This window comes from Dyella sp. SG609 (assembly GCF_012275375.1).
GTDB classification, from domain to species: domain Bacteria; phylum Pseudomonadota; class Gammaproteobacteria; order Xanthomonadales; family Rhodanobacteraceae; genus Dyella_D; species Dyella_D marensis.
Genome location: NZ_JAAZQJ010000001.1, coordinates 627,277 through 649,384 on the forward strand (window position 1 = coordinate 627,277; position 22,108 = coordinate 649,384).

The 22,108-nt window shown below is 65.3% G+C and carries 18 protein-coding genes and 1 tRNA gene; 14 read left to right on the forward strand and 5 right to left on the reverse strand.

Translation table 11 applies throughout. The features are described 5' to 3' along the window. The first annotated feature begins 109 nt into the window (after window positions 1–109). The 3 genes from ligA to FHW85_RS02735 all read left to right on the forward strand — a co-directional run bounded on the left by ligA (window position 110) and on the right by FHW85_RS02735 (window position 3,761). Window positions 110–2,494: an NAD-dependent DNA ligase LigA gene (gene ligA, locus FHW85_RS02725; protein ID WP_168647233.1), complete on the forward strand. Its 2,385-nt coding sequence runs from the start codon at window positions 110–112 to the stop codon at window positions 2,492–2,494. Beyond that, complete coding sequence (epmA, locus tag FHW85_RS02730) at window positions 2,491–3,477, forward strand: EF-P lysine aminoacylase EpmA (protein WP_167256894.1); 987 nt, start codon at window positions 2,491–2,493, stop codon at window positions 3,475–3,477. The genes ligA and epmA overlap by 4 nt, the downstream gene beginning before the upstream one ends. A gap of 122 nt (window positions 3,478–3,599) precedes the next feature. Beyond that, window positions 3,600–3,761 carry a DUF5668 domain-containing protein gene (locus FHW85_RS02735; RefSeq protein ID WP_167256895.1) on the forward strand — a complete coding sequence of 54 codons (162 nt, stop codon included), beginning with the start codon at window positions 3,600–3,602 and terminating at the stop codon, window positions 3,759–3,761. 72 nt (window positions 3,762–3,833) lie between these two features. On the opposite strand, the gene aqpZ is transcribed toward FHW85_RS02735, so the two are convergent. Next, window positions 3,834–4,532 (reverse strand): aquaporin Z, encoded by a 699-nt coding sequence (aqpZ, locus tag FHW85_RS02740; RefSeq protein ID WP_167256896.1) that lies wholly within the window; start codon window positions 4,530–4,532, stop codon window positions 3,834–3,836. Window positions 4,533–4,882: 350 nt separating this feature from the next. Here aqpZ and FHW85_RS02745 point away from each other — a divergent pair, with 350 nt between their 5' ends. Continuing rightward, a complete protein-coding gene (locus FHW85_RS02745; protein ID WP_168647234.1) occupies window positions 4,883–6,196 on the forward strand; it encodes an MFS transporter in 1,314 nt (437 codons plus the stop codon). 216 nt (window positions 6,197–6,412) lie between these two features. Here the strand turns inward: FHW85_RS02745 and FHW85_RS02750 are convergent, their stop codons facing one another. Next, complete coding sequence (locus tag FHW85_RS02750; protein WP_167256898.1) at window positions 6,413–7,099, reverse strand: DUF2461 domain-containing protein; 687 nt, start codon at window positions 7,097–7,099, stop codon at window positions 6,413–6,415. A 12-nt stretch (window positions 7,100–7,111) separates the two neighbouring features. Continuing rightward, the gene (gene sbcB / locus FHW85_RS02755; protein WP_168647342.1) at window positions 7,112–8,563 is read right to left on the reverse strand and encodes an exodeoxyribonuclease I; all 1,452 of its coding nucleotides are present in this window, start codon (window positions 8,561–8,563) and stop codon (window positions 7,112–7,114) included. Between the two features lie 119 nt (window positions 8,564–8,682). Here sbcB and orn point away from each other — a divergent pair, with 119 nt between their 5' ends. The 5 genes from orn (at window position 8,683) to FHW85_RS02780 (ending at window position 13,346) form a co-directional block, all read left to right on the forward strand. Next, window positions 8,683–9,243, forward strand: coding sequence for an oligoribonuclease (gene orn, locus FHW85_RS02760; protein ID WP_167256899.1), 561 nt, complete (start codon window positions 8,683–8,685; stop codon window positions 9,241–9,243). 33 nt (window positions 9,244–9,276) lie between these two features. Further along, window positions 9,277–10,188 carry a dihydropteroate synthase gene (folP, locus tag FHW85_RS02765; RefSeq protein ID WP_210427682.1) on the forward strand — a complete coding sequence of 304 codons (912 nt, stop codon included), beginning with the start codon at window positions 9,277–9,279 and terminating at the stop codon, window positions 10,186–10,188. Window positions 10,189–10,227: 39 nt separating this feature from the next. Then, complete coding sequence (gene glmM, locus FHW85_RS02770) at window positions 10,228–11,580, forward strand: phosphoglucosamine mutase (protein WP_168647236.1); 1,353 nt, start codon at window positions 10,228–10,230, stop codon at window positions 11,578–11,580. A 124-nt stretch (window positions 11,581–11,704) separates the two neighbouring features. Then, the gene (locus FHW85_RS02775; protein ID WP_168647237.1) at window positions 11,705–12,652 is read left to right on the forward strand and encodes an isopenicillin N synthase family oxygenase; all 948 of its coding nucleotides are present in this window, start codon (window positions 11,705–11,707) and stop codon (window positions 12,650–12,652) included. A gap of 208 nt (window positions 12,653–12,860) precedes the next feature. Beyond that, the gene (locus FHW85_RS02780) at window positions 12,861–13,346 is read left to right on the forward strand and encodes a hypothetical protein (RefSeq protein WP_168647238.1); all 486 of its coding nucleotides are present in this window, start codon (window positions 12,861–12,863) and stop codon (window positions 13,344–13,346) included. A 1-nt stretch (window position 13,347) separates the two neighbouring features. Here FHW85_RS02780 and FHW85_RS02785 read toward each other — a convergent pair whose 3' ends face one another. Next, the gene (locus FHW85_RS02785; protein WP_167256904.1) at window positions 13,348–14,160 is read right to left on the reverse strand and encodes an SDR family oxidoreductase; all 813 of its coding nucleotides are present in this window, start codon (window positions 14,158–14,160) and stop codon (window positions 13,348–13,350) included. A 132-nt stretch (window positions 14,161–14,292) separates the two neighbouring features. On the opposite strand from FHW85_RS02785, the gene tpiA reads away from it, so the two are divergent. The 3 genes from tpiA to FHW85_RS02800 all read left to right on the forward strand — a co-directional run bounded on the left by tpiA (window position 14,293) and on the right by FHW85_RS02800 (window position 15,619). Beyond that, window positions 14,293–15,042, forward strand: a complete 750-nt coding sequence (gene tpiA / locus FHW85_RS02790) for a triose-phosphate isomerase (RefSeq protein ID WP_167256905.1) — start codon at window positions 14,293–14,295, stop codon at window positions 15,040–15,042. 23 nt (window positions 15,043–15,065) lie between these two features. Beyond that, window positions 15,066–15,521 carry a preprotein translocase subunit SecG gene (secG, locus tag FHW85_RS02795; RefSeq protein ID WP_167256906.1) on the forward strand — a complete coding sequence of 152 codons (456 nt, stop codon included), beginning with the start codon at window positions 15,066–15,068 and terminating at the stop codon, window positions 15,519–15,521. 13 nt (window positions 15,522–15,534) lie between these two features. Then, window positions 15,535–15,619: transfer RNA gene (locus FHW85_RS02800), tRNA-Leu, on the forward strand. A 547-nt stretch (window positions 15,620–16,166) separates the two neighbouring features. Here the strand turns inward: FHW85_RS02800 and FHW85_RS02805 are convergent. Beyond that, window positions 16,167–16,391, reverse strand: coding sequence for a hypothetical protein (locus FHW85_RS02805; protein ID WP_168647239.1), 225 nt, complete (start codon window positions 16,389–16,391; stop codon window positions 16,167–16,169). Window positions 16,392–16,804: 413 nt separating this feature from the next. Here FHW85_RS02805 and FHW85_RS02810 point away from each other — a divergent pair, with 413 nt between their 5' ends. After that, window positions 16,805–21,346, forward strand: a complete 4,542-nt coding sequence (locus FHW85_RS02810; RefSeq protein WP_168647240.1) for an RHS repeat-associated core domain-containing protein — start codon at window positions 16,805–16,807, stop codon at window positions 21,344–21,346. Further along, window positions 21,324–21,839, forward strand: coding sequence for a hypothetical protein (locus FHW85_RS02815; RefSeq protein ID WP_168647241.1), 516 nt, complete (start codon window positions 21,324–21,326; stop codon window positions 21,837–21,839). The genes FHW85_RS02810 and FHW85_RS02815 overlap by 23 nt, the downstream gene beginning before the upstream one ends. The last annotated feature ends 269 nt before the right edge of the window (window positions 21,840–22,108 follow it).

Consider the following 22,108-nt stretch of genomic DNA (forward strand, 5'->3'; position numbering starts at 1 on the left):
GCCTGGCCGGTGGTCCTGATGGCCCCGATGCGATGGATCAAGCGAAAACGAGGCCAGGGCGCGTGGCTTTCGGTTGTCTTAGTAAACTGCGCGGCATGAGGAGCCCCGCATGAGCCATTCATCTGAACCTGAGGTCCGCGCCGCCGAGCTGCGCGAGCGGATCGAGCGCGCCAATTACCGGTACCACGTGCTCGACGATCCGGAGATCACCGACATCGAGTTCGACCGCCTGCTGCGCGAGCTGGAGGCGCTGGAGGCCGAGCATCCGGAGCTGGCCACGTCCGATTCGCCCACGCGCCGCGTGGGCGCCCGCGCGGTCGGCGGCTTCGCCGAGGTGCAGCACGCCATTCCCATGCTGTCGCTGAGCAATGCCTTCGAGCAGGAAGGCGAGACGGAGCTGGAGCGGTTCCGCGAAGTGGCGGAATTCGAGCGCCGCATCGAGCAGACCCTGCAGCGGAAAGAGCCGGTGTTCTCGGTGGAGCCGAAGCTGGACGGCCTGGCCATCAGCCTGCGCTACGAGAACGGCGTGTTCGTGCAGGGCGCGACGCGCGGCGACGGCGCCACCGGCGAGGACGTCACCGCCAACCTGCGCATGGTCGGCGCCATCCCGCTGCGCCTGCACGGCAAGGACTGGCCGCGCGTGCTGGAAGTGCGCGGCGAGGTGATCATGCTGCGCAAGGATTTCGAGGCCTTCAATGCGCATGCCCGCGAGCACGGCGAGAAGGTGCTGGCGAACCCGCGCAACGGCGCGGCCGGTTCGCTGCGACAGCTCGATCCGGCCATCACCAAGAAGCGCAAGCTGAGCTTCTTCGCCTACGCCATCGGCGTGGTGGAGGGCGGCGAGATTCCCGCCACCCATTCGGCCACCTTGCAGAAGCTGCGCGAATGGGGTTTCCCGGTCTCGCACGAGGTGGGCACGGCCAAGGGCTTCAAGGGGCTGCTGGCGTATTACCGGCGCATCGGCGAGAAGCGCGACAGCCTGCCGTTCGATATCGACGGCGTGGTCTACAAGCTGGACGACTACGAAGGCCAGCGCGAGATGGGCTTCGTCTCGCGCGCGCCGCGCTGGGCCATCGCGCACAAGTTCCCGGCGCAGGAACAGACCACCACGGTCGAGGCGATCGAGATCAATATCGGCCGCACCGGCGCCGCCACGCCGCTGGCGCGCCTCAAGCCCGTGCAGGTGGCGGGTGTGACGGTGAGCAATGCCACCTTGCACAACGCCGACCAGGTGGCGCGGCTGGACGTGCGGGTAGGCGATACGGTGATCGTGCGCCGCGCCGGCGATGTGATTCCGGAAGTGGTGCGGGTGATGCCCGAGCTGCGTCCGCCGCACACCAAGCAATGGCATATGCCATCGCACTGCCCGGTGTGCAATTCGGAGCTGCTGCGCGAGGAGGGCGAGGCGGTATGGCGCTGCTCCGGCGGCCTGATCTGCGCCGCGCAGCGCAAGGAGGCGCTGATCCATTTCGCCGCGCGCCGTGCCATGGATATCGAAGGCATCGGCGAGCGTTTCGTCGATGCGCTGGTGGATTTCGGCTACGTGCACACGCCGGCCGATCTCTACAAGCTCACCCTGGACGATTTCCTCGAAATGAAACGCCGCGCCGACGAGCGCGACGGCACCACGCCGGAGACGGTGAAGCAGGGCAAGGTCGCCACCAAGTGGGCGGAGAACCTGCTGGAAGCGATCGAGGCCAGCAAGCGCAGCACGCTGCCGCGGTTTCTGTATGCGCTGGGCATCATGCATATCGGCGAGAGCACGGCGAAGACGCTGGCCCTGTGGCTGGGCCGGCTGGAGCTGGTGCGTTCCACGCCGGCGCCGGTCTTGCGCGTGCTGCCGGACATCGGCGACGAAGTGGCCAACTCCATCGACGGCTTCTTCGCCCAGGAGGGCAACCAGAAGGTGGTCGACGACTTGCTCGCCTCCGGCATCGTGCTCGGCGACGAAAGCGCGCCGTCGCCGAAGCTGCGCGGCAAGCTGGGGCTGGACGTGCTGCTGGATACCGCCAAGGTGTCCAAGCTCGGTCCCAAGAGCACGCAGCTGCTGGCGCAGCACTACCGCAGCGTGAAGCAGCTGGCGGACGCGGGTGCCGCGCATTGGGTGGTGGCCGGGGTGCCGTCGTCGGCGGCGACGAACCTGGAGCACTTCCTGGCCGACCGGGAAAACCTCAAGGCCCTGGAAGACGCGGAAGCGGCCATGCAACGCCTGCTGGACGCCATCCCGAAATCCGCCAAGGCCGAAGCCGCGCCGCTGGAAGGGCAGACCGTGGTGCTCACCGGCACGCTCGCCGGGCTGACCCGCGATGAAGCCAAGGAGCGCCTCGAAGCGCTGGGCGCCAAGGTTTCCGGTTCGGTCTCGAAAAAAACCAGCTTCGTGGTGGCCGGCGAAGCGGCCGGCTCCAAGCTGGACAAGGCGCAGGAGCTGGGTGTGGACGTATGGGACGAAGAGCGCCTGCTGGCGCTGCTGGCCGAGCACGAGGGCGGCGCATGACGGCGAAGGAATCCGCCCGCATCGTGCAACTGCCCGGCGACCGCGGCTCGCTGCGCCTGCGCGCGCAGCTCAATGCGCTGCTGCGCCAGTTCTTCGCCGACCGCGGCGTGCTGGAAGTGGAGACGCCGATCCTGTCGGCGGCCGGCAATACCGATCCGAATATCGAAAGCTTCAGCGCCAGCTTCAGCGGCCACGTCGACGCCGGCCCACGCGAGCGCTGGCTGCGCACCTCGCCGGAATACCCGCTCAAGCGCCTGCTCGCCGCCGGCGTGGGCGATTGCTACGAGCTGGGTCGTGTGTTCCGCAATGGCGAATCCGGCGGCCGCCACAACCCCGAGTTCACCATGCTGGAGTGGTACCGCGTGGGCTGGGACCATCGCCAGCTGATGGAGGAAACCATCGCCCTGGTCGAAGCCGCGCTGGCCATGGCCGGGCGGCGTGCCGAAGTGGTGGTGGAGAGCTACCGCCAGCTGTTCCTGGACGAGCTGGGCATCGATCCGCTGCATGCGCCGATCGACGAATTGCGCGCGCCATTGGCTGAATACGGCATCGGCCCCGACGGGCTGGGCCGCGACGACTGGCTCGATCTGCTGATCACCCACAAGCTGCAGCCGGCGTTTCCGCGCGACCGCATCACGGTGATCCACGACTACCCGGCCAGCCAGTGCGCGCTGGCGCGCATCCGCCCCGGCGATCCGCCGATGGCCGAGCGCTTCGAGCTGTTCCTGGGGCGCTACGAGCTGGCCAACGGGTATCACGAGTTGAACGACGGGGCGGAGCAGCGCAGGCGCTTCGAGCGCGACAACGCGGTGCGGCGCGAACGTGGGCTGCGCGAGATTCCGCTGGATGAGTCTTTGTTGGCGGTGCTGGATGCGATGCCCGATTGTGCCGGCGTGGCGATGGGCATGGAGCGCCTGCTGATGTGCCTGGCGGGGACGGATGCGATCGCGGATGTGCTGGCGTTTCCGTTCGCCGAGGCTTGACGCAGGTTGGGGTGAGCGCAGCGAACCCCAACACTGCCGCAACGTTGGGGTTCGCTGCGCTCACCCCAACCTACGCTCTTGTGGCAGAGTGGCCGCCGTCGCCTAACCACCCCGAGAACCCGATGAAACCTAGCGTCCCCGGCATCATCCTGATCGCGATCGGCGCGCTGTTCCTGCTGCGCAACCTCGGCTTCGACCTGCACCTGGGCCAGCTGTTCGCCACCTGGTGGCCGCTGGCGCTGATCGCGCTGGGCGTGGGCATGATGTTCCGCCGCACCAGCTGAAGCGCATAAAAGAAGGCCGGGCGCCCGGAGCATCTTCCCGATGCCCCCGGCGCCCGGCCTTCGTCGTTTCCGTCAGTCCTTGCTTTCCAGCAGATGGCGGTAGATCAAGCCGCCGATCGCGCCGCCGATCAGCGGCACCAGCCAGAACACCCACAGCTGCTGCAGCGCCCAGCTGCCCTGGAAGATCGCCACGCCGGTGCTGCGCGCGGGGTTCACCGAGGTGTTGGTGACGGGGATGCTGATCAGGTGGATCAGGGTCAGCGCCAGGCCGATCGCCAGCGGGCCGAAGCCGGCCGGCGCGCGCTTGTCGGTGGAGCCGTGGATCACCAGCAGGAAGAACGCGGTGAGCACCAGCTCGGCCACGATCGCGGCGTGCAGCGAATAGCCGTTCGGTGAATGCTCGCCATAGCCGTTGGAGGCGAAGCCGGCGGTGGCATCGAAACCCGCCTTGCCGCTGGCGATCGCGTACAGCACGGCGGCGGCGGCGATGGAGCCGATCACCTGCGCCACGATGTAGGGCACCACGTCCTTGGCCGGGAAGCGGCCGCCGGCGCACAGGCCCACGGTCACGGCCGGATTGAAATGCCCGCCGGAAATATGGCCCACGGCGTAGGCCATGGTCACCACGGTCAGGCCGAAGGCCAGGGCCACGCCGGCGAAGCCGATGCCGAGATCCGGATACGCCGCGGCCAGCACCGCGCTGCCGCAGCCGCCGAATACCAACCAGAAAGTGCCGAAGAATTCGGCGGTCAAACGCTTGCCAATGCTCATGAGCAGGTCTCCTTGCGAAGGCGGGAAGGGAAAAGCAAAAAGTTCTTGTTGCCCCTACAGCCCCGGTCGTCCTGTCCGGCGCGGCGCTAGCCTACGCAAACGGTGCGGTCATGGGAACAGCCGTGATGTGATGGCGGCACTCAAGGCCGTCATTCCGGCGCAGGCCGGAATCCAGTAGCGGTGCACGGCATGGGGCGTATCGCCCCAAGACACCGCTTTTGAATGTCCTCGCGACAATCGAACGTTATCGCCACTGGATTCCGGCCTGCGCCGGAATGACGAGGGTGTGAGTATTTGGCCAGGGCGGGTGCTATGTTCCGCCAACTCTTCCCCACGATGCCGTCTCCACGATGACGCAAGCCGCTCCGTCCGTTCCCCCGCTGGACTCGCCCGCCCCACGCTTGAACCGCAACGACCTGCGTACTCTGGCGCTTGCCGCCTTGGGCGGTGCGCTGGAGTTCTACGACTTCGTGGTGTTCGTGTTCTTCACCAAGGTGCTGGGCCAGTTGTTCTTCCCGGCCGATATGCCGCCGTGGCTGGCGCAGGTGCAGGTGTACGGCATCTTCGCCGCGGGCTATCTGGCGCGGCCGCTGGGCGGCATCGTGATGGCGCATTTCGGCGACCGCACGGGGCGCAAGCGGATGTTTACGCTGAGCGTGTTCCTGATGGCCTTGCCCACCCTCTGCATCGGCCTGCTGCCCACGTATGCGCAGCTTGGCGTGCTGGCGCCGATGCTCCTGCTGCTGCTGCGCGTGGTGCAGGGCGTGGCGATCGGCGGCGAAGTGCCGGGCGCCTGGGTGTTCGTGGCCGAACATGCGCCGCCCGGCCGCGTGGGCTTTGCCTGCGCCAGCCTGACCTCGGGCCTTACCGCCGGCATCCTGATCGGTTCCCTGGTGGCCGCCGGCATCAGCGGCCTGGGGCCGGAAAAAGTGCTGGCTTACGGTTGGCGCTGGCCCTTCATCCTGGGCGGCGTGTTCGGCTTCTTCGCGGTGTGGCTGCGCCGCTGGTTGAGCGAGACGCCGGTGTTCGCGCAGATGCGCGAGCGCAAGGAGCTGGCCAGCGAGTTGCCGCTGAAGCGTGTGATGACCGGGCAGCTCGGCGGTGTGCTGCTGAGCATGCTGGTGACCTGGATGCTTACCGCGGCCATCGTGGTGGTGATCCTGATGACGCCGACCCTGGCGCAGAGCAGTTTCCACCTGCCGCAGACGCTGGCCTTCCACGGCAACAGCCTGGCGGCCCTGATGCTGTGCTTCGGCTGTATCGCCGGCGGCGTGGCGGTGGATCGGTTCGGGCGCGGCCGGTCCCTGCTGGTCGGCTCGCTGGCACTGCTGGTCACCACCTATCTGCTGTATCGCGATCTGGCGCAGGGCGCGGAGCATTTCATGCTGCTGTATGCGCTGGCCGGCCTGTGCGTCGGCGTGGTGGGCGTGGTGCCGGCGGTGATGGTGGCGGCGTTTCCGCCAGTGGTGCGGTTCTCGGGTTTGTCGTTCTCGTACAACATCGCGTACGCGGTGTTCGGCGCGATCACGCCGCCGCTGATTGCTTATCTGGCCGCGAAGCTGGGGGCGATGGCGCCGGCGCACTATGTGGCGCTGACGGCGGTGATCGGTGCGGGGTGTGCGCTGTATCTGCTGACGACGCAGCGCGAGTTCCACGAACGCTGACGCCTCTGCCCCCTCTCCCCTGCGGGGAGAGGGCTGGGGTGAGGGGGACCTACGGAGCGGTGAAGCGGAAGCATAAAAGCGAGCGACGCTTCGTCGATCTTCTTCCGCGAGCACCCGCCCCTCATCCGGCTGCCGCCACCTTCCTCGCTCCTCAAAGCCGCGCACATCCATGTGCGCTCCCCGCGTGCTCCCCGGAGGGGAGAAGGGACTCAATAGTCAGAAATCCAGTTCCTGCGTGGCGCACAGATAATCCACCATCGGCGCCAGCCGCTTGTAGGTCTCCACCATCCACGGCCGCAGCTCCGCCGAGCAGGCCAGCTTCTCGTCGAAGCCTTCGCCCGCGGCGAAGTCCTTCCGTTTGATGTCCTCGATCAGCTCGTGCGCCGGATCGAACCCGCGCGGCGGCCGCGTCAGCGCCTCGCCCCAGAACGTGAAATGCTCGCGGAACGCCTTGCTCTGCGTGGCCTTCTTCCATGCCGCCGGATTGTCGGCGAGGAAGGCGCGGATACGCTTCAAGGCATCCGGCTCCGGATGCCACATGCCGCCGCCGGCAAAGCAATCGCCCGGCTGGATATGCACATAGAACGACGGCGCTGGAATCTCGTGCCGCCGCTCGTGGAAAAAGCGCGCACCCTGCCAGGGCTTGTACGGCTGCTTGTCGTTGGAAAAGCGCGTATCGCGATGGATGCGGAACAGCGAGCCGCCGTTCTTGCGCGAGTCGGCGCGGTAATGCGCGCTGATCTTGGTAAGCGGCGCCTGCATGTCGGCAATCAGCTGCAGGAACGGATCGCGCACGTCGCGTTCGTATTCCGGCTTGTGCGCCAGAAACCATTCGCGGTTGTTGTTGCGTTCGAGGGCGCGGAGAAAACGGAAAGTGGCAGGCGTGAAGTAAGCGTTGGCCATGGTCGGTAGGGGTCAGGCGGGCAGGGGCGCAAGGTCGGCGGCGAGCTCTTCGCCCCAGGCTTGCAGTTGATCGAGCAGGGCGAGCTTGCCGGGATCCTGCGCCAGTTCGCCGCGCAGCTGGGCCAGGCGGGCGAAGTAGTCGGGCAGGGTGAGGCCGGTCAGCGGGGTGGACTTGAACAGGCGGTCGCGGCGGAACGCGTCCCAGCGCTGGTGCTCCTCCGGCGTCAGCGTGTGCGGCCAGTTGCGCGCGCGGTAGCGGAACAGCAGCTCGGGATAGCGCGGGTCGCGGAACGGGAAGTCGCGCGTGCCCAGCTGTTCCGGCGGCGTGGCGCGCACTTCGGCCAGCAGGCGCTTGTCGGAATCGGGCAGGAAGCCGCCGTAGATGGCCAGCTCCGGATCGGCCGGCGGCGGCAGGTCGCTGGCGCGCTGGAACACGCGGCGCAGCTTCTCGGCCAGGCCTGCGGCGGCGGCCAGCACGTCGCGGTTGGCCAGGCAGCGCTCGACGTCCAGCTGCAGGCGGGCGGTGTCGGTGCCCTTGAGCACCGACAGCGGCGCCAGCGCGGGCGAGCGGTTGGCGCGCACGGTGCGCAGCGGGATGCGCTCCACCCCTTCGGGCAGGTCGGCGCGGGCGGTGAACATGCGGTCGGCGATCTCTTCCTCGTCCAGCGCCAGCAGCAGCGAAGGGTCGCCCGACAGGTCGTACACGATGATCTCGCCCGGCCGCGTCGGATGCGCCGCGATCGGCGCCACCATGGCCAGGCAATAGCGGCTGGCCGGATAGCGCGAGGACACGTGCAGCACCGGCGTCATGTTCACCACGTCCAGCAGCTCGAACACCTTCTGCTTGCGGCGCAGCGCGTAGTGCCAGTCCCACAGGCGCGGCTGGCGCACGCGGATCAGGCGGGCCAGGTCGATCAGCGCGTGCACGTCCGACAGCGCGTCGTGCGCGCGCTCCTGGGTGAGATGGTTGGCGCTGGCCAGGTGCTCCAGCCGGAAGCTGAGCGTGCCGTCCTCGCGGGTCGGCCAGGCGATGCCTTCGGGGCGCAGGGCCGCGCACATGCGCACCAGGTCGATCAGGTCCCAGCGCGAATTGCCGTTCTCCCATTCGCGCCCGTAGGGCTCGTGGAAGTTGCGGTAGAGCATCTGCCGGGTGAACTCGTCATCGAAGCGCAGCGAGTTGTAGCCCACCCCGCAGGTGCCCGGCGCGGCCAGCTGCTCGTGCACGCGCGCGGCGAATTCGGCCTCGCCCACGCCGTCGCGCTCGGCCTGCTGGGGCGCGATGCCGGTGATCAGGCAGGCCTCCGGGGCGGGCGGCAGCTCGCGCGGGGGCTTGCCGAAGAACATCACCGGCTCGCCGACGATCTCCAGCTCCATCGTGGTGCGGATGCCCGCGAACTGCAGGGGGCGGTCGCGCCAGGGATCGGCGCCGCTGGTCTCGTAGTCGTGCCAGAAGAACGTCTGCATGCCGGGGATGATCGCATGGCCGTCCAGGTGTGTCCGCTTGCACAGGATGGCCGGCCAATGGGCATACACCGCCCAGGGCGGGCTTCCGCTGCTGCTAGACTGCGCGCCCAGGAGGGAGCATGAGCCTAGCGAACGAAGAAAATCTGATCTGGATCGACCTGGAAATGACCGGTCTGGATACCGATAACGACTCGATTCTCGAAATCGCCACCATCGTGACCGACAAGGAATTGAACATCCTGGCCGAGGGTCCGGTGTTCGCGATCCGCCACGAGGTGGAGCGCCTGGAGGCGATGGATGCGTGGAACCGCAACCAGCACCGCAAGTCCGGCCTGTGGGAGCAGGTGCTGGCTTCCGCCGACGACCATGCGGCGGCCGAGGCGGCCACGGTGGAGTTCCTCAGGGCCTGGGTGCCGGCCGGCAAGTCGCCGATGTGCGGCAACTCGATCTGCCAGGACCGCCGCTTCATGCACCGGCAGATGCCGCGGCTGGAACGCTATTTCCATTACCGCAACCTCGACGTGTCCACGCTCAAGGAGCTGTCGCGCCGCTGGTCGCCGAGCATCTGCAAGAACTTCAGCAAGGAGTCCGCGCATACCGCCCTGTCGGACATCCGCGACTCCATCGAAGAGCTGCGCTACTACCGCCAGTTCATGGGCGCGCTGGGCGGCGCCGGCTGAGCGCCGCGCCGCAGGCTTGAGCCAGGAGTGACCATGTCCGCCGCCGATCTCTTCGCCACCGTGCTCGACTGCAACGGCCGCCGCCTGGTGCTGGACCGTCCGCGCGTGGTCGGCATCGTCAACGTCACGCCCGATTCGTTCTCCGACGGCGGCAGCCACGCCACCACGGAAGCGGCGGTGGCGCATGGCCTGCGCCTGGCGGAAGAGGGCGCGGACATGCTCGACGTGGGCGGCGAATCCACCCGTCCGGGCGCGGACGACGTGCCGCTGGAGGAAGAGCTGCGCCGGGTGATCCCGGTGATCGAGCAGCTGGCCGCGCGCACCTCGCTGCCGATCGCGGTCGACACCTCCAAGCCCGAGGTGATGCGTGCCGCGGTGGCCGCCGGCGCGGGCATGATCAACGACGTCTACGCGCTGCGCCGCGACGGCGCGCTGGACGCCGCCGCCGCACTGCGCGTGCCGGTGTGCCTGATGCACATGCTGGGCGAGCCGCGCGGCATGCAGGACGATCCGCGCTACGACGACGTGGTGGGCGAAGTGCACCGCTTCCTTACCGACCGGCTGTTCGCCTGCGAGCTCGCGGGCATCGACAAGCGGCTGGTGCTGGTCGACCCGGGCTTCGGCTTCGGCAAGACGCTGGAACACAACCTGGCCCTGCTGCGCGCGCTGGAGCGCTTCGGCAACCTGGGCAGCGGCTGCTACGTGGGGCTGTCGCGCAAGACCATGATCGGCAAGCTCACCGGCCGCGAGGATCCCGCGCAGCGCGCGGCCGGCTCGGTGGCCGCCGCGCTCATCGCCGTGCAGCGTGGCGCCCGTATGGTGCGCGTACATGATGTGGCCGCTACGGTCGATGCTTTGGCGGTATGGCAAGCCGTGGCTGCAGGGGAGCCCGCGGTGCGCAAGGACCCGCGTCCGGCCGCGCCGCGCTGGCCCGACGACGAATAAGCAACCAACCGCGCCCTCCGGCGCGATGAAAGGATCCCCATGAGCGAACGCAAATACTTCGGCACCGATGGCATTCGCGGGCCGGTCGGCCAGTGGCCGATCAGCGCGGATTTCATGCTGCGCCTAGGCCGCGCCGCCGGCATGGCGCTGGCGCGCGACAGCCGCGAAGGGCGGCCGAAGGTGCTGATCGGCAAGGACACCCGCGTGTCCGGCTATATGTTCGAGGCCGCGCTGGAAGCGGGCCTGGTCGCGGCGGGCGTGGACGTGGGCCTGCTCGGCCCGATGCCGACGCCCGCGGTGGCCTTCCTCACGCGCTCGCTGCGGGCGCAGGCCGGCATCGTGATCAGCGCCTCGCACAACCCGCACCAGGACAACGGCATCAAGTTCTTCTCCGCCACCGGCGAGAAGCTGTCCGACGAAGTGGAAGCGGCGATCGAGCTGGGCCTGGAGGCCGAGTTCACCACCGAGTCCCCCGAGCGCCTGGGCAAGGCCAGCCGCATCGACGATGCGGGCGGGCGCTATATCGAGTTCTGCAAGCGCACCCTGGCCGACAGCGAGTTCACCCTGCGCGGCATGCGCATCGTGCTGGACTGCGCCAACGGCGCGACCTACCAGGTGGCGCCGAAGGTGTTCTCCGAGCTTGGCGCCGAGGTGATCGCCATCGGCCACAAGCCGGACGGTTTCAATATCAACCGCGGGGTGGGCTCGACCCATCCGCAGACCCTGCAGCTGGCCGTGCTGGAACACCGCGCCGACATCGGCATCGCCTTCGACGGCGACGGCGACCGCGTGCAGATGGTGGACCGCGAAGGCGTGCTGGCCGACGGCGACGACATGCTGTTCATCCTGGCCCGCGCCTGGGCCGCGCAGGGCCGCCTGAAGGGCCCGGTGGTCGGCACCCTGATGAGCAATTACGGCCTGCAGCAGGCGCTGGGCGCGCTGGACGTGGACCTGATCCGCGCCAACGTGGGCGACCGCTACGTGCTGCAGAAGCTGAAGGAGCACGGCGGCCAGCTGGGCGGCGAGACCTCCGGCCATATCCTGTGCCTGGACCGCGCCAGCACCGGCGACGGCATCGTCTCCGCGCTGGCCGTGCTGGAGGCGCTGGGCGGGCGCGACCTGGCCGAGGCGCGCCAGGGTCTCTACAAGATGCCGCAGATCATGATCAACGTGCGCGCCAACGGCGCGCGCGAATCGCTGCACAGCGACGAGGTGAAGCAGGCCCTGGCCGAGACCGAGCAAGCCCTGCGCGGCCGCGGCCGGGTGGTGCTGCGTGCCTCCGGCACCGAGCCGCTGGTGCGGGTGACGGTGGAGGCCGCCGACGAGGCCGAGGTGAGGCGGATGGCGGAGCAGCTGGCGGAGGTCGTAAAATCCGCGGCCGAACGCTCGTGAGCCAGCGGGGGCGGTCCTAAGGACCCAGCCCCGCCCAGGTCGCCAAGGATTGGCCCGACGTGCCCCGCCCCTGCGGTGGCGGGTTCGACAAATCGACCGCACGCCTACCTGTGGATCACGACACATGAATACGACCGTCAAACGGGTTCCCACCCTCGACATCCGCCGTTACGACACCGACCGCGAGGCCTTCGTGGCCGAGCTGGGCGCGGCCTACCGCGAATACGGCTTCTGCGGCATCAGCGGCCACGGCATCGCGCCGGAGCTGATCGACAACGCCTACCAGGCCTTCCAGCAGTTCTTCGCGCTGCCGGCCGAGACCAAGCAGAAGTACCACGTGCCCGGCAGCGGCGGCGCGCGCGGCTACACCCCGTTCAAGGTGGAGACCGCCAAGGACAGCAAGTACGCCGACCTCAAGGAGTTCTGGCACGTGGGCCGCGAGATCCCGCGCGACTCCCGCTTCGCCGACGTGATGGCGCCGAACCTGTGGCCGGAGGAAGTGCCCGCGTTCAAGCCCTACGGCTACGGCCTGTTCGAGGCGCTGGACCAGCTCGGCACCCGCGTGCTGCGCGCGCTGGCCCTGCATATCGGCCTGCCGGAGAACTATTTCGAGGACAAGACCGACCAGGGCAATTCCATCCTGCGTCCGATCCATTACCCGCCGATCACCGAGGAGAACATCCCGAACGTGCGCGCGGGCGCCCACGAGGACATCAACTTCATCACCCTGCTGGTCGGCGCCAGCGCCGAGGGCCTGGAAGTGCTGACCCGCGAGGGCGAGTGGCTGCCGATCACCACCGAGGGCGATGCCATCGTGGTGAATATCGGCGACATGCTGCAGCGCCTGACCAACCACGTGTATCCGTCCACCACGCATCGCGTGGTGAACCCGCAGAACGCCAATGCGCGCAAGCCGCGCTATTCGGTGCCGTTCTTCCTGCATCCGAACCCGGACGTGGTGCTGGATCCGCTGCCGCAGTGCGTGACGCCGGACAACCCGAGCCGCTACGACACGTCGATCACCTCGCATGAGTATCTGCAGCAGCGGCTGCGCGAGATCAAGCTGATTTGATCGGGCTGATTTGATCGGGCTGATTTGATCGGGCTGATTTGATGGGGCTGATTTGATCGGGCTGATTTAATTGGGCTGATCTGATCGGGCTGATCTGATCGGCTCGATCCAAGCAGGGCTGATCTGACGCTGATGCATGACTTCCGGTCGGTACGCACCGGCCGGGAGTCCGCTAGCCTCGCGGCACGTTCGATGCGGGGATGCCGCGATGCGTGTTCCGTTCCTGTTCGCCTTGACCCTCCTCGGCGGCGCGGCCAGCGCCGCGGAGGCACCGCCCCCCATCCAGGCCATGCAGCCGCTGCTGGGCAGTTGGCATTGCGCTGGCGTGTTTCCCGCCAGCGGCAAGAAAATCGCCTCGACCATGCGCTTCGACACGGAGCTCGGCGGCGCGGGTGTGCTCAAGCATCACGACGATATCGCGCCGAATACGTATCGCGCGGTGGAAGCGTGGACGTACGACGCGAAGGGCAAGCAGTTCAATGCGGCCATCGTCGACAATTTCGGCGGCGCGCGCCGTTTCAGCGCCGGCGGATGGGAAGGCGACACGCTGACGTGGACCTCCGCACCGGAGGTGCAGCCGGCGCAGAAGTTCGTCTATGTGCGCATGGCCGATGGCGGCTTGCGCGTGGACTGGCAGGTGATGCGCGGCGGCAGCTTCGTGGTGGGCGACACGCTGAGCTGCAAGCGCCCGTGATTCAGTGCGCCGCGGTCTGCCGGTAGCGCCGCGATTCGCGCGCCGACAAGGCCAGCGCCATGCGGTCCGGCATCAGCTTCACCAGCGCCTTGATAAAACGGTTGACGCGGCCGGTGACGCGCACCACGTCGCCGCGTTCGACCGCATCGCAGCCTTCGCGCACTACTTCTTCGGCGGTCTGCCACATGAAGCGCGGCATCTGGTTCATCAGTTCGCGCGTGCCGGTGACGTCGTGGAATTCCGACCAGGTGAAGCCCGGGCACAGCGCGCAGACGTGGACGCCGAGGTGGCGGTTTTCCAGCGCCAGCGATTGCGAGAACTTGATCAGGTACGCCTTGGACGCACCGTACAGCGTATGTCCCGCCGTGCCCGGCACATGGCCGGCGAGCGAGGCCACGTTGACGATGCGGCCGTAGCCGCGTTCGCGCATGCCGGGCAGCAGGCGCCAGGCCAGTTCGGTGGGGGCGGTCATCAGCACCTGGATAAAGGCCGCGTGGTCCTGCCAGGTGTTGGCGTCGAAGGTGCCGGGCAGGCCGTAGCCGGCGTTGTTGATCAGCCAGTCCACGGCCAGTTGGCGTTCGGCCAGCGCGGCCTGCAGTTGCCGCGGCGCGGCGGGGTCGGCGAGATCGGCCGGCAGCACGGTCACGCTGCCGTTGTGCTTGCCGCGAAGTTCTTCCGCCAGCGCTTCCAGGCGGTCCGTGCGGCGTGCGGTGAGCACCAAGTCGTGGCCGCGCGCGGCCAGTTCGCGCGCGAAGGCGGCGCCGATGCCGGCGGAGGCGCCGGTGATCAGGCTCAGGGGGCGGGATTGCGGCATGCCGGTTCCTTCGGTGCGCGGGTGGAGATGCGATCTTGCGGTCAGTTGGCGGAACGCGCCAGCGCCCGCGCCGTTGCCGGGTCAAAGAGTGCTCGCTAAGCTGCCGCGTTTTCGAAGGAAGGGAGACGCGCCATGCGCAAGAAGCTCGTTGCCGGTAACTGGAAGATGCACGGCAGCCGCTCGATGGCCGCCGCGCTGGCGAGCGAGATCGCGGCCGGGCTGCCGGCGTCGATCGATGCGGTGGTGTTCCCGCCGTTTCCCTATATCGCCGAGCTGGCGGCGCAGCATGCCGGTTCGGGCCTGGGCTTCGGCGGCCAGGACGTGAGCGAGCACGAGGGGCAGGGCGCGTATACCGGCGAAGTCTCCGCCGCGATGCTGCAGGACGTGGGCGCGCAGTGGACCCTGGTCGGCCATTCCGAGCGCCGCCAGTACCACCACGAGAGCGACGAGCTGGTGGCGCGCAAGTTCGCCGCCGCCCGCGCCGGCGGCCTCACCCCGGTGCTGTGCGTGGGCGAGACGCTGGCGCAGCGGGAGGCCGGCGAGACCGAGGCGGTGATCGCCCGCCAACTGCACGCCGTGCTGGCGCTCAACGGCGTGGCCAGCTTCGATACCGCGGTGATCGCCTATGAACCGGTCTGGGCCATCGGCACCGGCCGCACCGCCACGCCGGAGCAGGCCCAGGAGGTCCACGGATTCATCCGTAGCCAACTGGCCCGGCAGGATGCTATGATCGCCCGTCTGACTCGGCTGCTTTATGGCGGCAGCGTCAAGCCGGCCAACGCCGCGGAATTGTTCGCGCAGGCGGATGTGGATGGGGGGCTCGTCGGAGGTGCATGTCTGACCTCGGCCGATTTCCTCGCGATCTGCGCCGCCGCGCACTGAGCGCACGGATTCTTTAGGAAACCATGTTCGTCATCTTCAGCGTCTTCTACATCCTGATCGCCGCGGCGATGATCGTGCTGATCCTGATGCAGCGCGGCGCCGGTGCCGATGCGGGTTCCGGTTTCGGCGGCGGCGCCTCGGCCACCGTGTTCGGTGCGCGCGGTTCGTCCAGCTTCATGACCCGCGCCACGGCCGTGCTCGCCGCGCTGTTCTTCCTGCTCAGCCTCGGCATGGGTATCTACCTGAGCCGCCACGGCGCTCCGCAGAACGGCGGCGCGGATCTCGGCGTGATGTCCGGCCTTGCCAACCCGCCGGCCGCCACGCAGAATGCGCAGCCCTCGGCGCCGGCCAACGCGGAAGTCCCGCAGGCGACCAAGCCGGCAGGCGACGTCCCGGCAGCGACGACTCCGGCCCAGAGCGCCGAAGTCCCCGCGGCGACCGCTCCGGCCAAGCCGGCCTCGACGCCGGAAAAGAAGTAACAGCAAGACACCTGCCCAGGTGGCGGAATTGGTAGACGCACTACCTTGAGGTGGTAGCGACGCAAGTCGTGGGGGTTCGAGTCCCCCCTTGGGCACCAATCGAAGTTTCATAGCGTCCCAGGACGTCCATGGAATACACGAAACCCCGCGTAGCTGCGGGGTTTTTTGTTTCTAGGCGTCCATAGACGTCCAGTGGAGTCTTGGACTTTTGGGTAGGAATTTGGGCATGATTTGCTCAATCCTACCCAAGATGGTCCCTCCCTATGTCACGCCTAGCCGATCCGCTGACCGAGCTTCAGATCCGCAAAGCCAAGGCTGCGGCCAAGGCCTATGCCCTGTCGGATGGCAACGGCCTCTCCCTACTGGTCAGTCCGGCGGGTCGCAAAACGTGGTCGGTGCGCTAGCTTTCCCGTATAGGTTTTATCGCCTTTGATCAGAACTCCAAAGGCCTTGCCGTGAAATGTCTCCATGCTTGCAGCCAACGAGTTGAAGTCCATGGTTAATACACGACTATCCTCGGATGCGTGGCCTTCGGGCATGTTCATTTTTCCCTGGCAAAGCAAGTTCTCTGCGTAACAGTTCGTGCACGACAAACCGATCACTACGGCAAGCATTCGCCCCTTCATGTGTCTCTCCCCTGTTTTTTCAGCGTCCGTGCTTGCCGTAGTGATTGCCGGTGCGTGTATTGCGATAGCTGCCGCCGCGATGGGATGAGCCGGAGCCACCGAAGTAGTGGCCGCCATGACTGGTGGTGTGATGTGAGCCGGAGTAGTGGGCCGATGATCCGCTGCTATGGCTGCCACCCCTGGCATTAGCCGTGAAGGAAAGGACCAGCAAGCAGCTCGCCAGCAAGACGCTGAGTTTGCGCATGAGTTGTTCCCCCGTGGTTGACCGGGCCGTTGCAGCCTGGTCGCGGGCCGATCCTATGCCCGGTGTGGCGGCCGCGATAGTGCCCATTAGCCGACGCCAGCTATAGGATTTCCCCTACAAGGACTGAGTGGCCTTGCCGGGTCTTGCTGCTTTCTATGAAAATGATGGGATATGCACCTGATGTAGGTGCCAACGCCTGTGGGGTGTGCCCAGAGCCGCAGGGTTGTCGGGAATTGGAAGGGCGATCATGGATGAGTGTATCGTCACAATCGATGGCGATACTGTCGTGGAAGATTGCGAAATGGAGCCGAGGTTGCGCGCAACCTCGGTTTTTTCTTGGGTAAAAGCGCCGGGGAGCTACTTCTCCTCATACTTAGTGGCTCTGGCGTGGCGTATCAAAATGGAGCTGGTGCATGAACAGATGGTTGCTTTGTCTGCTGCTTGCAGTGATAGCGGGGTTTGCGCTGAAGGCATCAGCGGATCATGCGCCAATCAATTTCTTTGCCAGCGCAAATTATGACCAGGATCCCACGAAGGTCCGCTATCCAAGCGCGATGTCTGCGCTGCAGGCCGGCTGGGGAACCACTAACGGTTGTTTTCCTGGCTCCAATCTCACGTTGTACGGGGTCTTGCTTGGCGTCAAGATGGAGCACGCGGATGGATATGTAGACGGCGCCCTATGGACCCCATATAGCAAACAGCTTTGGTGCGGAAGCAACGAGCTATTCAACGGCCCGGGGTACAATATCCACCGCTATATGGAGCAATGGTCTTCGTGCTCTTCTGCTCCAGGTTCGGTGGGCCGCTACTCAGGCGGCCCCTGCCCGACACCTCCTGGGATTGATCCAGACAAGAGTCGTGGTGCGCCGCCGGGACCATGCGTTGTCTGTGGTGATCCAATTAATGTCGCTACGGGCAATGTTTTCGAGATAAAAACCGAATACGTCGGCGGCGGCGCCTTCCCACTTAACTTCAGCTGGGTCTACAACAGCTTGGGTTACAGCGGGATCGCTTCACCTGCTGAAAACGTGCTGGGCGCGAACCGAACGGTCAACTACCTCAAGTTGGCTCGCGTGTATCGAGTTTCGGACGGCAGCGCCACCTCCGCTTATCTCCTGCGCGAGGATGGCAAGACGTACATCGCGGATCTTGTCAATGGTGCGTGGGTCTTCGATGCCGACGTAGATGGTGTTCTGACTTCAACGCAGGATTCGAGCGGGAACTATACCTCTTTGGCATATCTCAACGCCAAAGGAGAGACGGAAGTCTATGACGCCATCGGTCACCTTCAATCGATCACCGATCGTAGCGGTCGTAGACAGGCGTTGAGCTGGAATGATGCGGGCCAGTTGGTGGGCGTGCAGGATGACTTCGGTCGCACGCTCACCTTTACGTACGACGGCCAGGGGAGGATTAAGACCCTAGTTCAGCCTGATGGTGGTGCCATTGGTTTTACGTACGATACAAGCAACAATCTTCAGGTCGTTACCTATCCGGATGGTAAAACGATTCAGTACAACTATGGCGAGGCTGCCAATACATCGGGTGCAACCCTTCCGAATGCGCTGACTAGCGTTATAGATGAAAGTGGCGCCACGTACTCCAGTACTTTCTACGATGCGCAAGGGCTTGCCATACGCAATTACATGGCTGGTGGTGTGTCTTCGTATGCCATCGCCTACACCACGGTACAGGTCAGTCGGTCAAAGACTGATATTGCTAGTGCGGTGGTCACTGATCCTCTTGGCGCGACAAATAGCGTCAATTTCCTAGCCAGCCTTGGTATCAATCGGCCGACCCAGTCTGTGGCGAGCTGTGCCGGGTGCGTGTCGGAGTCGAAGAGTTACACCTTCGGAGCAAATGGCAGGGTTTCAACGAGCACCGATGGCGTGGGCGCAGTCGCAGCGAGCTCATACGATTCGAACGGATTGCTCGCGCAACATATCGAGGCTCAAGGTTTGTCCGGTCAGCGCACGGCCAACACGACCTGGGATGCCTCGCGGCGACTGCCTTTGAGTCGATCGGTGCTGGACGGCAGCGGCAATCTGGTCGCTAAGACTACCTGGGTCTATAACGCTGCTGGCCAAGTGGTAGCTAATTGCGAGGCGGATCCTGCTGTCAGCGGGGCTGCCACCTATGTCTGTGCAGTAGCGGGAACCGCGCCTCCAGGCGTTAGTCGCCGGACCTATGCTTATTGTGATGCTGTGGACGATACTCAGTGCCCGGTTGTGGGGCTGCTGCTGAGCGCCACCGGACCACGCACCGATATCACCAGTACCGCGCACTACAGCTACTACCGGAGCACGGACGAATCGGGTTGCGGTACTGCCGGTGGTGCTTGCCATCGCGCCGGCGACCTCTATCAAGTCACTGATGCGGTGGGCCATGTGCGCACCGTGGTCGCCTACGATAAGAACGGCCGCGTGGTGCGCGAGCGCGACGCCAATGGCGTCGTCACGGATTCGACCTACCACGCCCGCGGCTGGCTGCTGACTCGAACCGTCCGCGCCAACGCAGACGGTACGGCGTCGTCCAACGATGCCCTCACCCAGATCGGCTACACGCCCTATGGTGCCGTCGCGTCGGTCAAAGACCCGGATGGCATCCAGGTCACCTACACCTACGACACCGCGCATCGGCTGACGGATATCACCGATGCCCTGGGCAACCGCATTCACTACACGCTCGATGCCGCCGGCAATAAGACCAAGGAAGAAACCTTCGACGCCGGCAACACCCTGCGCCGCTCCCTGGCCCGCAGCTACAACACCCTGGGCCAGCTGACCAACATCAAGGACGGCCTGAGCCGCACTGTGTTCGACGCGAGCTTTGCCGACAGCTACGACGCCAATGGCAACCTGGTGCGCAGCGCCGATGCTCTGGGCATCCAGCGCAAGCAAGGCTATGACGCGCTGAACCGCCTGGTCAGCACGATCGACAACTACAACGGCACCGACACCGCCACGCAGAACACCCAGAGCGTGTTCGCCTATGGCCCTCGCGACGAGCTCCTGGGTGTGAGCGACCCGGACAGCCTGAATACGACGTACGACTACGACGGCTTGGGCAACGCCACCGGCCTGCACAGCCCGGATACCGGCACCTCCAGCTACGTCTATGACGCCGCCGGCAACCGCATCCAGGCCACCGATGCGCGGGGTGTGATCAGGCACAGCACCTTCGATGCGCTCAATCGCATCACCGCCACTACGTATCCGACCAGCGACGCCAACGTCAGCTACCGCTACGACGAGGCCGACAGCGTCACCGGTTGCTCAGGTTCCTATCCGGTCGGCCGCCGGACCAGCGTGGTCGAAACCGCCGTCACCACGGTCTACTGCTATGACGCCCGCGGCAATGTGGTGCAGAAGCGCCAGACCCAGGGCACCAACGTTGACACGGTCAACTACAGCTACACTCTGGCCGACCGGCTGGCTAGTACTCGCACTCCGGATGGCACCGTCGTTCAGTACAGCCGCGACGGCGCCGGCCGCATCAATGGTGTTACCGCGCAGCCACCGGGCAGTGGCAGTGCCGGCAATGTGGTGACCAACGTCAGCTACCTCCCGTTCGGGCCCATCGTCAGCTACACACTGGGCAATGGCCAGACCCTGACCCGCACCTACGATGCCAACTACGCGATGACGGATGTCGTCAGTCCGGCACTGAACCTGCACTTTGCCCGAGACGCGATGGGTAACATCACGGCCTTGGGCAACGCAGCAGGGGCCAATCCGGCGATCGAGACCTACAGCTACGACCCGCTGTACCGGCTGACCGGTCTGAAGGATGCGCAGGGTCAGGCGATCGAGGCGTACACCTACAACAAGACCGGCGACCGCCTCAGTAAGGCGAGCAATGGGGTCGCCACGGGCACCTACGGCTATCAGACTGGCACCCACTGGCTGACGAGCATCGGTAGCAGCGCCCGGACGTACGATACCAACGGCAATATCACGGGCAACGCAGCCGGCAGCGACACGTTTGGATATGGCTACAACGACCGTAATCGCATGACGGTGGTGCAGCGCAATGGGCAGACCGTCGGAAGCTACACCTACAACGCCATGGGGCAGCGTATTGCCAAGGTGGCATCAGCGAGTCAGCGCTTCGCCTATGACGAAGGCAGCCAGCTCCTTGGTGAGTACGGAGCGACGAATCGTAGCTACATCTGGTTGGATGCCGTTCCGGTAGCTATCGTGGATACGAATGGCTCCGTTAGCGCAGTGAGCTACGTGCATGCAGACGGATTAAATAGCCCGCGTGCCGCTACTGATGGTGCAGGAGCGATTGTTTGGCAGTGGGGCTATCAGTCGAATCCGTTTGGTGAGAAGTCTCCGTTAAGTGTCGGAGCTGTTCTCAACTTACGGTTTCCCGGCCAGTATTTCGATGCTGAGAGCAATCTCGTCTATAGCATCGCGCGCGACTACGAGCCTGCCACCGGCCGATATATTCAAAGCGACCCCACCGGATTGCGTAACTCAATAAGCACGTATGCCTATGTGGACGGTAACCCGCTTATAGCTTTCGATCCGGACGGAAAGGCGAAGGTAGCGGATCCGGGGACTCAGGTCGGCGGTGCGTCGACAATTGTTTGCGACGGCTTTGGCGGAATCTCGGTATACCTGTCACCCACGATTACCTTCGACGAGATGGCTTGTTGGGGAGACTGCACTCGTGCTCATGAAATGGTGCACAGGCAGCAATACTTGAGCGCAAATCCTACGATTTGTGTTAATCGGCCTGCGTTCATGAGAGTGGGAGAGACAAGTAAGCTTCAAGATGACGCGGACGAGATTGCTGCATACAAGGTGCAGATAGAGTGTCTGAGGGCTAAGCTTCGCGCCATTAGAGATTGCGACAAGTGCAAAGCACTACTCGAGAAAGAGCTGAAGAAAGAACTGCGCCTACTAAGTGGCTACGAGTATGAGTATGAAAACCTCCCTAGGATTTAAGCTGCTTATCGCGTTGGTGTTGCTCCCATCCTATTCGGTTGATGCGTATTCGACAGAACGAGATCCGGTGGTAGTTGAGGCAGCCGGCGTGACGGTGGGGGACGGACACGTTGCCTTGAATGTAAGATTTTGGAACTGCACAGATAAGGCCATCGCGCTCGATCATCGCTTCCTACCCTGGGGACAAAAGGCGACGGGGCTAGTCGTGTACAAAGGGGCGGGAGTAGGAATGGAGTTGCAGGCGATCTATCACGCAGATGATCTCCCCCCTCATGACGTGACCATTGGCCCAGGTAAATTCGCAACGGGGTTGCTGAATCTTGATGAGCTCTATCCGGCGCTAAGGAACGCCAAGCACTTTGACGACCTTGTGGTTTTCTGGGTGTACGACGCAAAAATCACCGGGATCCCTTCTGCGGGAAAATTTGGTGGCATGGTGCCGCTGTCGCGCACGCCGTCCACCAGCGATAGAAACGCCAGTGCTTGCAGGTGACTGGGCCTTACGGAATCCTGGTTAGTGCTATGCACTACGGCTTGATGGCCGAGCTTAAGGTTGTGCGTTATATGGATGGCTCGAAGTTGCCCTCATGCCCTAATGGAACATAAAGCTGAAGGGGCGCGTTCCGCTAAAAAGGGGGGCGCTAATGGAATGGACGCTTACGGAAACGGGTACTGCCGAACCAGGGGCCGTACTCTCGCTGGCTCCCAAGGCTCCGGTCCAAAACCAAGTGTCCCGAACTAGAGGCACTCACGGGCAATCGA